Below are 14,374 nucleotides of genomic sequence, written 5' to 3' on the forward strand. Positions count from 1 at the left end.
CAGGAAATGTGGTCGCAAGAAAGATCGTTAGCAGAAGGGCGAGATTCTTCATAATATCTCCAAAGCCGTGACCCTGACGCCATTCTGCGCGAAAACGGCGACGACGGCATAAGCGATCGTCAGGCAATAGCGTTCGGGCTGCGCGGTATGGTGAGACATATTCCCCATCAGCTCGCCATTCGCGCCGACCTTCTGGGTGGTCCCGTTATAGAATTCGTAAATACAGCCGTTCCGGTCCGCCGGCTCGTCGGTATATTCGTCCTTCAGCCCGATCATATGCCCGTATTCATGCGGCTCGAGCGTCTTGTCCCCGGAGGATTTCGTCGCACTGCGACTGTCGTCGATGTTGAATTTCGCCGTATAGGAGGACGGCAGAACATAGGAGCGCCAGCTTTCCAGAGACTTGTAGTCAGGCGTGGTGACGGTCATCGGCACATTCATGAAATCGACGGCGTAATGCGGAGAGGCCTCGGTGAATGTTGCATTGAAGGTCACGGTGTAAAGACGCTCACCGCATTTGCTGTCGGTGATTTTCAACTTATAGGGGCGCGCATTCCAGGCGGCACGGATCGAAGCCGGGATATTCGCGATTGCGGTGGTTAGATCTGCGTCGGAAAGCGCCACCGTCGAGGGATAGCGCGCGGTGTCAGCAGTCTTGTTCACCGCCTTCATCCGCGTCGAGACATAGACCTTTTTGTCCGCCGATTGGCTGTCGATGATGATCTCGGCTTTGAAACCGGTATCGCTCTGGCCATTCTTCGTCACGCCGTCGAAGCGCAGCTGGCTGATCTTTCCACTGGGTCCGTGAATGCCGTCCTTGCGATAGACGCAATCGCAGCAAGCTGCTTTCGCCGAATTCGATTTGGAGCGCAGTTCGGTCAGCTCATCCGCGGGGAGGTCGTAGTCGGCTGTCGGATTCTTACCCATCTGAGCCCTCGCTCAACGTTAATTGCCGCTTCAGACGGTGCAGCGCATAAGCCATCACCGCAGTTTCGCCACCTTGCGCGGCTTTTTCGGGAATCCAAGGGTAGAGAGGGTCCTTCCAGAACCCGGTCCCCAGCCAATAGGCAAACGCCGTGGCAAGTGTCAGCCCTTCGCCGCCGTCAAACCCCAATCCGGCGCTCGCTGCCTGAGCTTGCTGCAGGTAGACGCTGCCTTGCGCCGAATGCAGCTCATAGCTGCGCGCGCCATGAGAGGCCGTCAAAGCGGCGAGCATCGAGGGTGCATCGTATCTTCTGGCTTCCGGCAGGATCTTGTCGCTGAAATAGGCAAGATCACGGCGGTAAAGCGCCATGTCGCGCCCGATGAAACGCTCTCCCAGAGCAATGAAACGTGACCGAAGCCGCTCGATCCGCGTGTCGGCACCATCCGGGATCGTCTCGAGTTCAGCCGTCAGGCCGAGGTAGCGTATGTCTTCGTGAAAATATGAGCCGAGAAAGCTCATCACGAACATCACATAAGCGACGTCATTGACGAAATGCAGCTGCCATGTGTCGCAGGTCTTTACGGCGTGGCGAATGAACGCCTCGCGGTTCTTGGGTCCAAGACCACGAAACCGGGTTGGGTCCAGCCGCATCAGCATGGACTCATATGTATCGTAATTGGCCTCGAACCGGATTTCGTCGAGAGCTTCGGTTGAGATTTTCAGGCTCATGCTGCGGCACGCGACAGTTGCCAAACACGATGGGGCGCATCCGGTTCGGGACTATGCCAGATGATACGCATATCGCCGATGAGCGCGTGGTAAAGCGCTGTGTCGCTGCTCCCGCGCCGTGCCGCGTTGAGTACCGAGCGGTCCCAGAAGCGCAGATAGAAGCCTCGCCCCTCGTTATCCTCGACGCGGGTAAACTTCCTGAAATGCCGCCACATGTCATGGAGGCTCTCGTGCGACCTGACATAGAAACCCGGCAGGCTGCCCCAGAGATGCCAATAGGCCTCGCCGCAGGTAAACAGGTTGCGGGTGAAGCTGTTATCGTCCTCTAGGCGCACGATCCACGGAGAGACGTTTTTCAGCGCGTCATAAGCACTGCCCTTGAAGAGGCAGCGATGTTCCAGCCCGCTGTCTTCCAGAAGCTCAGGCAGATGGGTGACCTTGGCGGCATCGAGAATGGCAAAGGTCTGCAATCGTGGCAGATCGGCGATTTCGACGGCCTGCGGCTCCGGTTGACCAAACAATGCATCCCAAAGCGCGTCCGGAACCGTTTTCTTTGGCGATATCCCCAATTGCGCATCGAGCGGCGCGACATTGGCGATGGCCTTGGCGCAGAGGCCCGGCACAGCCGCAGGCTCGGCGATGGCCTCGGTGACAGGAAAATCCATCCAGGGATCATCGCGATAGATATCCTGCACGATCGAAACTCTTTTTACTCAATACGCAGATCTATAGTGCATATATGGCCGCGACCCTGCAAGCCGTGCCTCTATCTATCCGTCGTCAGGACATTTTGCGCAGCTCGGGGTGTAAATTAGCGGAGAGCGTGCCTCGTCTTGGGGTTGATGTGCTGCGGCGAGCTTGCGGTGCTGCAAGCGGCGATATTCGATGGTCTGCCGTTTGATCCTTTCGCGCTGTTTGACGATGGCCGGTGCCCTGCCGAAGGAGGCATCGGCAGGCATCACGTTGGCCTAGCTCTCGTGGTAACGCTGGTGGTTGTCGTGCTCGACGAAGGCCTCGATCTGGACTTCGAGGTCGCCGGGCAGGAAGTTGTTCTCCAACAGGATGCGGTTCTTCAGGGTCTGATGCCAGCGCGCGATCTTGCTCTGGGTTTGGGGGTGGCACGGCGCGCCGCGCACATGGCTCATCTTGTTGGCCTCGATGTATGCGGCCAGATCGCCTGCGATATAGCTGGGCCATTGTCCGATAGCAGCCTGGGCTTGTGCAGCACCGTGGCGCTGTCGCAACCCGAGGCGGCGGGTGCGAGGTCCAGCGTGTTGGTCACGTCCTCGGCCCGCATGCTGGTGCACAGCTTCCAGGCGATGATGTCGCGCGAGAAGTCGTCAAGCACCGTCGACAGATACATCCAGCCCCACCCGATGATCTTGAAGGAGGTGAACCGAAGGTCCGCGCGTAGCAGCGAATTCGGTCTGCCACATCTCGTTCGGCCGCGTGGTCTTGGTATGGAACTGTTCGCTCGACCATTGTCCTCGGACCAATGGCGGACAAGGCCTCGCCCTTGATCATCGCATAGGCCGGGCTCGTGACGAGGTCATGCGCCTTGAGCAACCGGTAGGCCGTGGCTTCCGACACGAAGTAGTGTTTTTCGTCGGTGAAGCGGACGGCCAGTTCGCGCGGGCTGAGGTCGGTCGCCTCCAACGCCATCTCGACGATCTGGTCCTGGATATCCTTGCCGATGCGGTTCCAGACCCGGCTCGGCGCCGAAGGTTTGTCCGCCAGCGTTTCCGGCCCGCCTTCGAGGGAACGATCATCCCAACGCTAGAAGGTTCGGCGGACAATGCCGATTTGGTCCAGCGTAAGCTTGGCTGGCAGGTGCGACGGCTCGACGATCCGGATGATCTCGAGCTTCTCGGATGCAGGATACCTCATTCGTCGTCGCCCCCATTCGCGATCATGCTTTTTTAAGCAAGCGGTTTCCAGCGTCAGGTCTGCCACACATTCCTTCAGGGCGCGGGCCTTCAGGGCACGGGCTTCGCGGCGCAAGTCCTGGACCTCACCAGTGGTCGCGGCACGGGCGGTGTCACCGGCGAGCCGGCGTTGCCCGCTTCCATGAACTCCTTGGACCAGGTGTAGTACAGGCTCTGCGCGATCCCTTCTTTACGGTACAGCTCGGCGATGCTGTCGTCGCCGCGCAGGCCTTCCAGTACGATGCGGATCTTGTCGTCGGCCGAGAAGTGGCGACGCGTCTCCCGACGGATGTCTTTCACAGCCCGCTCCGCAGGGGGCTTCACCGACGATTTTGTATTGAAGGATTTGGGCTTCATCTTCGCTCCTGCGTCACTACGACGAAGCCCAAAACATCCTTAAATCACAACCTCAAATCCGTGCCATAGGCGCCGACGGGGGGTAGGCTGAACCAATGAGTTCATATATCACCTTGTTGTGGACTCCCAGCAGCGGACGCTCCATTATAAGCGATAACGGTATATCTGCTGGTTAAGAATTGATAACGGCTGCCTGAGGACCGATCGCGACCCGAATGCAACGGGGAGAATCCACCTATGAACGCAAGCGCATGACGCTTACCAATAATAGAAAAGTACGATATACGATAGAGTCAATCTTCACTCTCGGAGAACGCAATTGAGAAAAACAAAACCTCTGCTCATTGCAATTACGACTTGCCTCCTGTCAACAGTTTCGGTGGCTGCCAATGAGTTGCCGCTCGTATTAAAGTTTGAGATGACCGACCCGTGCGCATCTATTGAAAAGGGCGACGATTACACGAAGTACGAATACCAAGTGTATGATTCCGGCAATAATAAAGTTTCCCTATTTAGTCAAATAGTACAGAAAGGAGGCGAGCAAGAGGTGCGGTATGCCCTTCTGGACTGCAAGTCAGCGACCGCGACAATCATATCAATGCCTGGCGCCATGGAAAATCTATACAACTTGGTAATATCCATAAATTCGACATCTCCGAACCTGAGCCCGAAATCCCTTTATAGGAAGTCCGGCTCCTACAAGGAAGCTAATTTCTCTTTCGGGCGCGTGAAGCTTGAGCAGCCATCGCGTTCCGACTGCGCATGTGCGTCGACTTACCCTGAGGTATGGTATAAAGCTTTTTTTCCATCTTTCGTATACACGCCAACCCAAATCGGGCCTCCAGAAAATTAATTAAATTGCGGCCAAAGTAAATGCAACCTTGGCCGCAAAGCTAAGCCGCAAGCGAAACCATTCGTCTAAAAGATAAAATCATTACTGCTTAAGCTCGCGAGGAGAACGTTCTTCAAGATGATGATATCTCCATCGCTGGACGTTATAAAAACATCGCTCCCAGACTGTTTCATTGAGCCCGCCAAATCAGCATATCTGGCGAATTGACTGTTCCCTTTAAATGAGATGACATCTCCGCTATTTACGTTGAAATCATAAATCGTGTCGCGTCCGGTTTTCCCGGGCCCGAAGATGAATCTGTCCGCCCCATCTCCACCGTACAAATGATCGTCACCACCCATCCCGACAAGTGTATCGTTGCCATTCGCGCCATATAGCCCATTCGCACCGCCGCTCCCCGTGATGAGGTCGTTGTAGTTTGATCCTTGAGCGTTTTCGGCGCCGGAGTACGTGTCTCCTAGTGCGTCGCCAGATGTTCCTCGTCCAGTATTAAGGTCGACCTCTACAGCCATGTTCGCTGTTATATAGGTGACAAGATCTGCTCCAGCCCCTCCTATAATAACATCTCTTCCCAATCCTTGCCCGCCATCAACTCCGTAAAGAATGTCGTTACCGTCGCCACCGTCCAGGGTGTCGTTACCCTTTAGGCCAATGAGCGTATCATTACCCGCACCGCCTGACAGTTTATTCGCGACTTCGTTGCCAATTATGTTGTCATTACCAGACCCGCCAATTGCATTTTCGATTAGAGATCTAATGTCTCCATCGACAGGTTTGTATGCATTATACACCATGCCGCTAGCTTCGTGACCCGCCCCAAGAATTGCGATCTGCGTTGTTCCAAAATGAGAGTACGCTCCTGCTCTCAGGTCGATAAGCAGCGGGGTTTTGTAGGCGCTCAAATTGTAAGTGTCATTTCCTCCAGCGTCCCAAATGGTCAAAAATATCTTATTTGCACCCGGCGCTATTGAAACTACGCCATTAATGATTGTGTTCCCGCTTCCTGGGGTCCATTTGTATTCATTATTCTCTGACCTTGTTGTCCAGTCTATGCCATAAATATGTTGCAAAGCGGCAATATCTGCTCGCATATATGTTTGGGGGAATCCCCACTGTTCATTGCTTGGACGACCTCCAGCCCCAACGTAGGCTTTGTATGACATTACAGTAAATTCTAATGAGTCATATTTGGCCAGCATTATTTTAGAACCGCTGCCATCATGCGGGTGCTTGAGGCCAACGGCGTGGCCGACTTCGTGTAGAACGGACCACCACGTTGAGTTACCAATTCTGGCGTCTGTACTGGTGGAGGATCTCATCCAAATATCTCCTGATCTAGTAGATCCGGAAGGAAGTGTTGCATATGCTGGATCTTTCCCAAGATCGGCCATTCCGACTCTAATATTTGCGTTTTTTTTCTGACCCCACAGATATACTGGCGTTCGTTAATCCCTCTATCGAGAATCCGGCATTGCCTTGATTGGTCCCCTCAAGCGCAAATTTTGTGGCGATTTTAATTGTGTCGTTTACCGGCTTGAAGCTCGATGTTTCGTCAGGTAAAGTCGTGCCATTAGCCGCTTTCCCCCGCGGATACGGCCCCCCGTCCCGATAGGCGGCTCCGTTTTCTGGAAACGCGTATTTTATCTCACCGCCCCATTTATTGACCCCGAGCAGCCCCCTTATATAGTCAGTTCCGCTTCCGCCGATTGCAATAATGGTCTTCGCTTTTCCGGTCATTTAAAAACTCCACAAGCAGATAAATACAGGTATCTTTGCAATATGGTTAATATGTCTGCAAGTATTTTGTATGGAATCCCGCCTGGCAGCCCCCCAACAGCGCTTAGATTAGCGTTATTCGGCACCATACATATCTCGCGGCCCCGGCCGGAACGCAGGGAGCAATCGTGATCGTTCCACGGGCGCAACCCCCACACCTCCTGAAACTGCGCTATTGTCGAACCGCGTGATGATGTGACGGCAAAGCTCACGCTGGTGGGCGAAGTGAGCGTTCCGTCCGCAAATGCCGCCAGACCCAGCCCCTTCTGGGCCAACAGCGCAAAATCGATAACGAAGGCCAGGCAGTTCAACGGCGCGGTAGACCAGCCCCTGCGGCGGAAGCGATACTCTGTTCTTGGGCCGGTATTTCACTTAGAAATGGGGGATGCCGGAAAATGAACCTAGCACAGGGACCGCGTCATGCGATTGGACGCCAGACGAGCGAGAGATGCCGCGATTGCCTGACCTCAACCTCATCGTTCCGGTCAGCCCGTTTCGGTTTGTCGCTCTGGATGTCGAGACGGCCAATTCGGATCCCGCAAGCATTTGCCAGATCGGTATCGCCTGTGTTGCCGATAACGGCTCGATAGACGTGTTCAGCGCGTTGGTTGACCCAGCGCAGAGATTCTCGGGCTTCAACGTGCAACTCCACGGTATCGGACCTGACCGCGTCATCGGCGCACCGAGATTTCCGCAGATATTGTCGCTGATCTCGCCGCTGCTCGAGGGGCATCTCATCATCCAGCACAGCACCTTTGACAGCAGGGCCATCACTGGCGCGTGCCGGGCCAATGGTTTGCCCGATCCGAGCTGGCGTTGGGCGAATAGTGTCACGATTGCGCGCCGGGCCTGGCCCGCGTTTCGCGGCAATGGCGGGCATGGGCTTGGCCATCTGAAGAAGGCACTGGGGCTCGATTTCGCACATCACGATGCGGGCGAGGATGCGAAGGCCGCGGCCATGGTCGTGTTGCGAGCGGAGGCGCAGACCGGGCTGTCGCTGGAGGAGCTGATTTTAGCGCAAAACCGGTCTCCGGGCCGCAAGCCAAGGGCGGCAAGGCCCGAAGCAGATGGAATTCTGGTTCAATCCTGACATTGCGGGCGCTGAATCTTCGGGGCTTCAGCGCGGAGCCTGTGCACGGAACAGCTCTAAGACTGGGTCGGTGGGGATCTTTAGATGCCGATGAAGGGTCCGCTGCCTGCAAGAAAGTCGCAGGCACCGATCGCAGGCGTTAGGGACCGGCCCCGTGACGAGGCACGCGGCTCAACGTCTTTGCTCATGCTCCAATGCTGCCCGCCACTCCCTTCGCAGGATGGCATATTGCATCGTGTTATCGTAGATCGGCGTCCCGGACGCGTCTGATCCGCCCCACTTGCGTGATCCGTTTTTAAATTTAGTGCGCGACCGGCCTTTGGTCCATCGGGACGATGGCTTCTGGAACCTGTGGGCGATAGTCCGAAGCGCTGTGTGGTCGTTTCGTGTTATAGCGCCTTCTCTACTGCTCGATCAGGATCTGCGCTTCACTATGGCTGTAGATGACTTCCCCGTTCAGCATTTCATCGCGAAAGCGGGCATTGAAAGGGCATTGTTGCGCAACTCTCCCTCCGGCGGGATTCACACGAGGAATCCAGTGGCTTAAGAGGCCACATGAACAAGCCTGCGCCCACCCGCTACTGTATGATGAACGGGAAATCCTGTAATGAGGCACTCAAGCAGCGTGGGTCATTGCTGATCTGGCTGGACAAGGACATGGTGTGGCGTGCCCCGAAGGCCCGTCGGCCGGGGAGGCCGCCGATGTTCTCCGATGCCGCAGTGCAATTTTGCTTGATGGTGAAAGTGTTGTTCGGCCTGCCATTGCGGCAAACGACGGGGATGGTCGCCAGCATCCTGCAGATGGCCGGCCTCGACTGGCCGGTTCCCGACCTTTCGACCCTCAGCCGCAGGCAAAAGGCCATCACGGTTCAGATCACGCATCGGCGTGATCCGGGGCCTCCGAACCTGCTCGTGGACAGTATGGGGATCGAGTTTCTCGGCGATGGCGAATGGTTGGCGAGAAAGCACGGCACCCACCGCAGACGCCAATAACGCAAGGTCCATCTCGCCATGGACAGTACCACTGATGACATCCGGGCTGTGGAATTCACTGCCAGCCGCAAGGGCGGCAGCCCCGTCCTGCCAGACCTTCTGGACCAGATCCCGCCCATTGAGCAGATCGGTACCGTGACCGACGACGGTGCCTTCGACACCCGTCGCTGCCATGCTGCGATCCTGGATCGCGGCGGCACGGCCATCTTCCCGATCCGTCGAAACGCTCGCCTCTGGGAGGAAGCTTACCCCGCAGCCAAGGCCCGAAACGACATCCTCCGGGCGAGCAAGCGCTTTGGCCGCGCGAACTGGAAGACATGGTCCGGCTACCACCTGCGGAGTCGGATCGAGGCCAGGATGCGGTGCTTCAAGTCCTTTGGCGAACGCATCGCCTCACGCGACCCTGACCGCCAAACCGCCGAGGTCCAAATCCGTGTCGCCCTCATGAACCGCTTCAATGCCCCCGGGACCGCCGAGATCGAACGCGCGGGCTGAACTCAAACGGGAAAGAGGCTGGCAGTAGGGAGCGCGAACATTGTTTGACCCGATCATTTGATCCCGCGCTACGAGGTGATCAGGCTGTGCATCGCGGTTCGCGACTTGGGTTGAGGTGGCCCGTTCGCGACGCGCAGACGCGGATGCGAAGACATCCGATAGGGTTGATCTTTCGCAGTGCCGCGCCGCTTTTTCGCTTAGAGCTTGGGAAGCGCAAAGCTCGCCAATTCAGTCAGTTCCCGGACTGTGTAGACCCGAAACGGGTCAATCTACCAGTTCCCACGGCGTCAATGCTTCTATCATGTCGTCCCGAGAGAATCCCAATTCCATCATCTGAGTATAGGCAAAGCTCTGCGCGAAATCGCGCTGTTTCAGTCTGCGAGCGCGAAATGGAGGCTGCGTGAGCGCGGCGTCAGTTGCGGCCATGACATCCATCCAGACATGAATGACGGCATCTGACGCTGCTGCGTTCGTCTTCCCCCTCCGTCGCGTTTCCAGATAAAGGTGGCTATGTCGGCCGACCAGGATCTGGTCGAAGATCATACCTAGAAACGGCACTGGTAATCTGATCGCGCCATTTTCTGGGGTCGCCGGATAAAGCGGCCCCAGATCTAAGGTCATCGTCGCTGCAGCCGCCTGAGCGTCGAAGGCGGCGGAGATCGTATCTGCCGAAGACGTGTCTGGCTTTTTATGGGCCTGAAAAGGCAGGAAATACTGATATATCAGGTTTTGCCGAGCGCCTTCGTCCTGCATTCCGTAAAGGTGGCCGCGAAGCGAGGGATTCGCGCTTGCATCCGCCATCTCCTCAGAAAACTGGTGCTTTAACCGTGGCAACCAATCAGCCAGAAGCAAAGGGATGGCTGGTTGCAGAATTACGGACTGCGCAAGGGGCGCGTTTATCATTGGGCTTAGAGTCCCGCGCCTATCTTCAGGCATAAGTTTGCGCACCAACAACATGCGCGCCAGTTCGACGGTCTCAGCAGGACTGATCTGGGGGAGGAGTGTGAATGTAATCATCTTATTGGAAAATTCTCCCAGCCCGGTTGTTCGGGAAATATATTGGGCCCCGCAGCCACGATGGTGACGTGGGGCGGGCGTTCGTTCAAGCGCCCGGCGTGGATGAACTCTTGAACGAAACCCCAGCTTTGCCCCGGCGCGAGCGGTACTGTGCAATCGGCCATGATCTGAACGAAGAAATGGGGTTTATCCACATAGAGCGGATTGCTGATGAACACGGAATGGAAAATCGTGCGCGGCCCCCATGGTCGGTCTGCAAAATGGTTCTTTGCACTATAGAATGCCCGGACCGCGAGAATGGTTTTTCCTGCCGCAGGATCGGTGAAATGCCAATAGGGGACGGCCGGGCATCTCGCTTCGCCAGTAGCGGTATCTGTGCTAGCACCAGTTTTGGTATTCGTCCCGGTGGCCGGTGCAGAAGTTTCTTCTTCATCGCCAAAGATCAGGTCTTTTATCTGACCATAAGAATCGCTTACTCCTTGAGCCATGGCATTGCCAAGGCTTGTATGCGCTGCGCGAAAATCGGGGCTGACGGCATACATCAAACCATAAGCAAGTGCGGCCCCCCCGACATAGAGAGGAGCTGCAGCAACAGCTGGTCCCGCCATTATACCACCTCCAATCCATAGATCTGACGCAAGCCGGTCAAATAGGATTTTGCCACGACATCCACCCTGGTCGACCACGGCAGCAACTTGTTTCGGATCACAGGTCCGGAGAGTACAACCGGGGCGGCATCGTCGTGCATCATCAAGAGCACCAACGTAAGCCTTTCATGATCTTTCATTTTGGGCACGTCTCCCGGTTCATGGTCTTCCATCACCGCCATCACAAGGCCGGCAACATGTCCGACCCGAGCAAGCTCGAACGCATAGCCGCGACTTTGTGCTCGAGAGATGACACGATTGACCAGCTTCTCGTGAAAATCACGTTTTACCCTAAACGTCAGTGCATGAAGATCGGCTTGCGACAAAATTGGCCGATCGTCACGTCGTGGCGGTGAGACGGCGCGTGCAATGACTGCGGCGCTCCCGTTCCGTGCGATCAGGATCATATTGTCGCCCGGCAAGCCGAGATATAGTCGCAGGAACGGGGTGACCTCGCTGCTGTTGTGAAGATAGTCGTAAGCGACCGAAGGGTTCCAAAGCCGCAGATATCTACGCTGACCCTTGAAATCCATCGGCTTCAGGAAACGGCGAAGGTGATTGCGCAGCGTGGCTGGGTCGAAGGTGCTGCGAATGAAGAGCGCGGGATTTGCGGGCCATAAGTGCAGCGTGCCCAATGCGGCATCATAACCGGGGACTTCGCGAAACAGTTTTCGGGTCAGTCTTGCATCCGGAGATAGCTCCACGAGGGAGGGCATAACGTCGGCGAGCCCTCGAGCCGCATCCCCCTCGAGCAAAGATCCGTGGTAGCCGGGCTCTGCTTCAATAAGGGCAAGGCCTTCGCGGAGCATTGCTATGTCGAAAATGGCATAGGTTCGTTGCGGCCCGCCGAAAATATGTTCTGCAAGAGCGTCCGGAATTTCCCCTTCGCGAGAAGGAGTTAGGTTTTTCAACCATATCGTTTCAACTTCGTCATCAAACCATCGAACCACGAAAACCTGTCCACAAATCAAGAAAAATAAAGTCGAAGACCGAACAGTTAGTCAGGAAAACGTAAAGCGACAGCCAATATACCGCAAGAACTGGGATGCGCCCTTTGCCTTTTGGGGGCTTTGTCGCACTATTCTTTCTGCAGACGGATTCAGGTTTGAGAGTGAGCCGGTTACATGACCTTTCTGCACCAGCATCGGACCAAGCTTACAGCGCGAAGCCCATCGAGCGCCTCAACAAAGAAGCGAAACGGCGGGCTGATGTCGTGGGGATCTTCCCCAGCGAGGCCTCAATCATGCGGCTCATAGGCGCCGTGCTTGAGCTGCTGCTGGTTTCGTGGACACGAAGATAAGATTGTGACCAAGGAACTGGAGTGCAGATATGACGGGACGCAAATTCAGCTGCGAGTTCAAAGTCGAGGCCGTGAGGCTGGTGACGGACCGGGGCTTGCAGTAGCGGAGGCGGCCCGAGACCTTGACGTTGCGGAGAGCGTGCTGCGTCGCTGGATGCAGGAACTGACAGCGACCCCATCACGGCGATTCCCGGCAACGGTCAGATGCGGGCCAATCTGGCCGAGATTGCAGCGCTGAAAAGAGGTCGCTCGGCTGCGGGCGGAGCGTGATATTCTGAAGAAAGCATCAGTTTTTTCGCGCGCGAGGCGATATGAGGTTCGCCTTCATTGTAAAACACCGCCACATCTGGCCGGTCATCTGGCTTTGCGAGGTTCTTGAGGTTTCGCGGTCCGGCTTTCATGCGTGGCTCCGCCGCCCACCCCGCACCCGCGAGATCCATGAAGCGAAGCTCGTTGCAGCGATCAAGACGAGCTTCAAGACCAGTGACCGGACCTATGGTGCCCGTCGCGTCTGGCGCGATGTTCTCGAGGAGGGGCTTGCCTGCGGGCTTCACCGGATCGAACGGCTGATGCGGACCAGTGCCTTGCGGGCAAGACCCAGGCGCCGTGGGAAGCCGAAGGATGATGGAGAACGCTCGGTCATCGTCGATAACATTCTGGACCGTGACTTCCTGGCCGACCGGCCAAACCAGCAGTGGCTGGCCGACTTTACCTACATCTGGACCGCTGAGGGCTGGCTTTACGTCGCTGTCGTACTGGATCTCTTTTCCCGGCGCGCAGTGGGCTGGTCGATGAAGGCTGATCGGGATGCCTCATTGATCATGGACGCATTGATGATGGCGGTCTGGCGTCGTGGCAAGGCCGACACCCTGTTTCATCATTCGGACCAGGGATCGCAATACATCAGCGAGCAGTTCCAGCGGCTTTGGGCCGACAATAGGATCACCTGCTCGATGAGCCGCGGGGGTAAAGTCCGGGATAACTCCGCAATGGAGAGCTTCTTCTCAACGCTGAAGACCGAACGGACAGCCAGCAAGGTCTATCGCACCCGAAACGAAGCACGTGCCGATGTCTTCGATTACATAGAACGCTTCTACAACCCGCGTCGGCGGGTAATCCTCCCCGTTTTAACGGGGTGCAGAAGTAGACTTCAGGCAGCCATCTTCAGTTTCTGGGCGGGTGTGATGCCGCCGATGCCCATGTTGGGGCGCTCATTGTTGTAAGTCCATAGCCAGTCGGTTGCGATCTCCTGCGCCTCCTCGATGGTTTCAAAGATGTATAGGTCCAGCCATTCATTGCGGACTGTCCTGTTGTAACGCTCGACGTAGGCGTTCTGCTGTGGTTTCCCAGGCTGGATGTGGTTGTGGGCAATGCCCTGCTTCTCGGCCCAGATCATCAGCGTGGAGCTGATGTATTCAGGGCCATTGTCTACCCTGATGGCCAGGGGCTTTCCGCGCCACTCGATGATCTGATTGAGGGACCGGACCACCCGCTCGGCCGGGAGCGAGAAGTCGACCTCAATGCCGAGGCCCTCACGGTTGAAGTCGTCCAGCACGTTCAAGAGGCGGAATTGACGGCCATCGGCCAATCGATCAGCCATGAAGTCCATTGACCAGACCGTGTTCGGCGCGTCAGGGACGCTAAGCTCTTCAGGCTTGTCACGCTTGATCCGCCGCCGCGGCTTGATCCGCAGGTTCAGTTCCAACTCGCAATAGATCCGATGGACGCGCTTGTGGTTCCAAGGATGCCCTTGGACGTTGCGCATGTGCAGGAAACATAGCCCAAAGCCCCAGGTCCGGTGCACCTTGGTCAGCCCTTCCAACAGGTCCGCGATAAACTCGTTCTCGGCATCGCGCTTCGGGCTGTAGCGAAAGCAGGTCTCGCTCACGCCAAAGGCCCGGCAGGCCAGCGCGATGCTGACCCCCTTCGTCGCCACAGCCTTCTCGGCCAGCTCCCGGCGTTGAACTGGCCGTGTCATTTTTTTCCTAGTGCTTCCTTGAGCAGTTCGGCCTGCATGCTCAGGTCCGCAAACATGCGCTTCAACCGCCGGTTCTCGTCCTCAAGCGTCTTCATCTGGCTCATCATGGACGCGTCCATGCCGCCATACTTCGAGCGCCATTTGTAAAAGCTCGCTGTGCTGATCCCATGCTCGCGGCAAAGTTCAGGCACGGCCACGCCGCTCTCGGCCTGACGAAGCACGGCCATGATCTGCGGCTCGGTGAAACGGCTCTTTCTCATTCGAATCTCCTCAGCTCACGCTACGAGAA

At 56.6% G+C, this 14,374-nt stretch carries 14 protein-coding genes and 4 pseudogenes; 4 read left to right on the forward strand and 14 right to left on the reverse strand.

Annotated elements, in window-relative coordinates:
- Positions 1–48: 48 nt before the first annotated feature.
- The 9 genes from JCM7686_RS19905 to JCM7686_RS24530 form a co-directional block, all read right to left on the reverse strand.
- On the reverse strand, positions 49–927 hold the full coding sequence (locus JCM7686_RS19905) for a hypothetical protein (protein WP_020952515.1): 879 nt from the start codon (positions 925–927) through the stop codon (positions 49–51).
- Positions 920–1,654 carry a hypothetical protein gene (locus JCM7686_RS19910; RefSeq protein ID WP_020952516.1) on the reverse strand — a complete coding sequence of 245 codons (735 nt, stop codon included), beginning with the start codon at positions 1,652–1,654 and terminating at the stop codon, positions 920–922. The genes JCM7686_RS19905 and JCM7686_RS19910 overlap by 8 nt, the downstream gene beginning before the upstream one ends.
- Entirely contained in the window at positions 1,651–2,349 is a 699-nt protein-coding gene (locus JCM7686_RS19915) for a DUF4123 domain-containing protein (protein ID WP_020952517.1), read from the reverse strand. The genes JCM7686_RS19910 and JCM7686_RS19915 overlap by 4 nt, the downstream gene beginning before the upstream one ends.
- 273 nt (positions 2,350–2,622) lie before the next feature.
- On the reverse strand, positions 2,623–2,799 hold the full coding sequence (locus tag JCM7686_RS25065; RefSeq protein ID WP_268935172.1) for an integrase core domain-containing protein: 177 nt from the start codon (positions 2,797–2,799) through the stop codon (positions 2,623–2,625).
- Positions 2,796–3,035 (reverse strand): DDE-type integrase/transposase/recombinase, encoded by a 240-nt coding sequence (locus JCM7686_RS25070; protein WP_328286686.1) that lies wholly within the window; start codon positions 3,033–3,035, stop codon positions 2,796–2,798. Before JCM7686_RS25070 ends, JCM7686_RS25065 begins: the two co-directional genes overlap by 4 nt.
- Positions 2,933–3,391, reverse strand: coding sequence for a helix-turn-helix domain-containing protein (locus tag JCM7686_RS25140; protein ID WP_328286687.1), 459 nt, complete (start codon positions 3,389–3,391; stop codon positions 2,933–2,935). Before JCM7686_RS25140 ends, JCM7686_RS25070 begins: the two co-directional genes overlap by 103 nt.
- A 239-nt stretch (positions 3,392–3,630) precedes the next feature.
- Complete coding sequence (locus tag JCM7686_RS25080) at positions 3,631–3,936, reverse strand: transposase (protein ID WP_020952520.1); 306 nt, start codon at positions 3,934–3,936, stop codon at positions 3,631–3,633.
- A gap of 918 nt (positions 3,937–4,854) precedes the next feature.
- Positions 4,855–6,108 carry a M10 family metallopeptidase C-terminal domain-containing protein gene (locus JCM7686_RS23665; RefSeq protein WP_158442388.1) on the reverse strand — a complete coding sequence of 418 codons (1,254 nt, stop codon included), beginning with the start codon at positions 6,106–6,108 and terminating at the stop codon, positions 4,855–4,857.
- Positions 6,109–6,187: 79 nt separating this feature from the next.
- The gene (locus tag JCM7686_RS24530; RefSeq protein WP_148292694.1) at positions 6,188–6,526 is read right to left on the reverse strand and encodes a hypothetical protein; all 339 of its coding nucleotides are present in this window, start codon (positions 6,524–6,526) and stop codon (positions 6,188–6,190) included.
- Between the two features lie 496 nt (positions 6,527–7,022).
- On the opposite strand from JCM7686_RS24530, the gene JCM7686_RS19935 reads away from it, so the two are divergent.
- A complete protein-coding gene (locus tag JCM7686_RS19935) occupies positions 7,023–7,655 on the forward strand; it encodes a 3'-5' exonuclease (protein ID WP_236635906.1) in 633 nt (210 codons plus the stop codon).
- 301 nt (positions 7,656–7,956) lie between these two features.
- On the opposite strand, the pseudogene JCM7686_RS24160 reads toward JCM7686_RS19935, so the two are convergent.
- Positions 7,957–8,142, reverse strand: a pseudogene (locus JCM7686_RS24160) (integrase core domain-containing protein); the annotation flags it as partial.
- Positions 8,143–8,210: 68 nt separating this feature from the next.
- Between JCM7686_RS24160 and JCM7686_RS19940 the strand changes: the two are divergent.
- Positions 8,211–9,143 (forward strand): annotated as a pseudogene (locus JCM7686_RS19940) (IS5 family transposase).
- A 264-nt stretch (positions 9,144–9,407) separates the two neighbouring features.
- On the opposite strand, the gene JCM7686_RS19945 reads toward JCM7686_RS19940, so the two are convergent.
- The 3 genes from JCM7686_RS19945 to JCM7686_RS19950 form a co-directional block, all read right to left on the reverse strand.
- Complete coding sequence (locus tag JCM7686_RS19945) at positions 9,408–9,944, reverse strand: hypothetical protein (protein ID WP_148292695.1); 537 nt, start codon at positions 9,942–9,944, stop codon at positions 9,408–9,410.
- A 212-nt stretch (positions 9,945–10,156) separates the two neighbouring features.
- A complete protein-coding gene (locus JCM7686_RS24535; RefSeq protein ID WP_148292696.1) occupies positions 10,157–10,768 on the reverse strand; it encodes a hypothetical protein in 612 nt (203 codons plus the stop codon).
- Positions 10,768–11,757 (reverse strand): DUF4123 domain-containing protein, encoded by a 990-nt coding sequence (locus tag JCM7686_RS19950; RefSeq protein ID WP_148292697.1) that lies wholly within the window; start codon positions 11,755–11,757, stop codon positions 10,768–10,770. The genes JCM7686_RS24535 and JCM7686_RS19950 overlap by 1 nt, the downstream gene beginning before the upstream one ends.
- A 171-nt stretch (positions 11,758–11,928) precedes the next feature.
- Between JCM7686_RS19950 and JCM7686_RS24165 the strand changes: the two are divergent.
- Together JCM7686_RS24165 and JCM7686_RS19960 are read left to right on the forward strand one after the other, a co-directional pair.
- A pseudogene (locus JCM7686_RS24165) lies at positions 11,929–12,074 on the forward strand (transposase); the annotation flags it as partial.
- A 62-nt stretch (positions 12,075–12,136) separates the two neighbouring features.
- A pseudogene (locus JCM7686_RS19960) lies at positions 12,137–13,330 on the forward strand (IS3 family transposase).
- On the opposite strand, the gene JCM7686_RS19965 reads toward JCM7686_RS19960, so the two are convergent.
- Positions 13,258–14,345 (reverse strand): IS3 family transposase gene (locus JCM7686_RS19965; RefSeq protein ID WP_148292561.1). Its coding sequence is split into 2 segments (ribosomal slippage): positions 13,258–14,084 and positions 14,084–14,345, totalling 1,089 coding nucleotides; the frame shifts between segments, so codons are not numbered across the junction. The pseudogene JCM7686_RS19960 and the gene JCM7686_RS19965 sit on opposite strands and share 73 nt — an antisense overlap.
- Positions 14,346–14,374: the final 29 nt, after the last annotated feature.

The sequence above is a fragment of the Paracoccus aminophilus JCM 7686 genome (genome assembly GCF_000444995.1).
Classification (GTDB): Bacteria; Pseudomonadota; Alphaproteobacteria; order Rhodobacterales; family Rhodobacteraceae; genus Paracoccus; species Paracoccus aminophilus.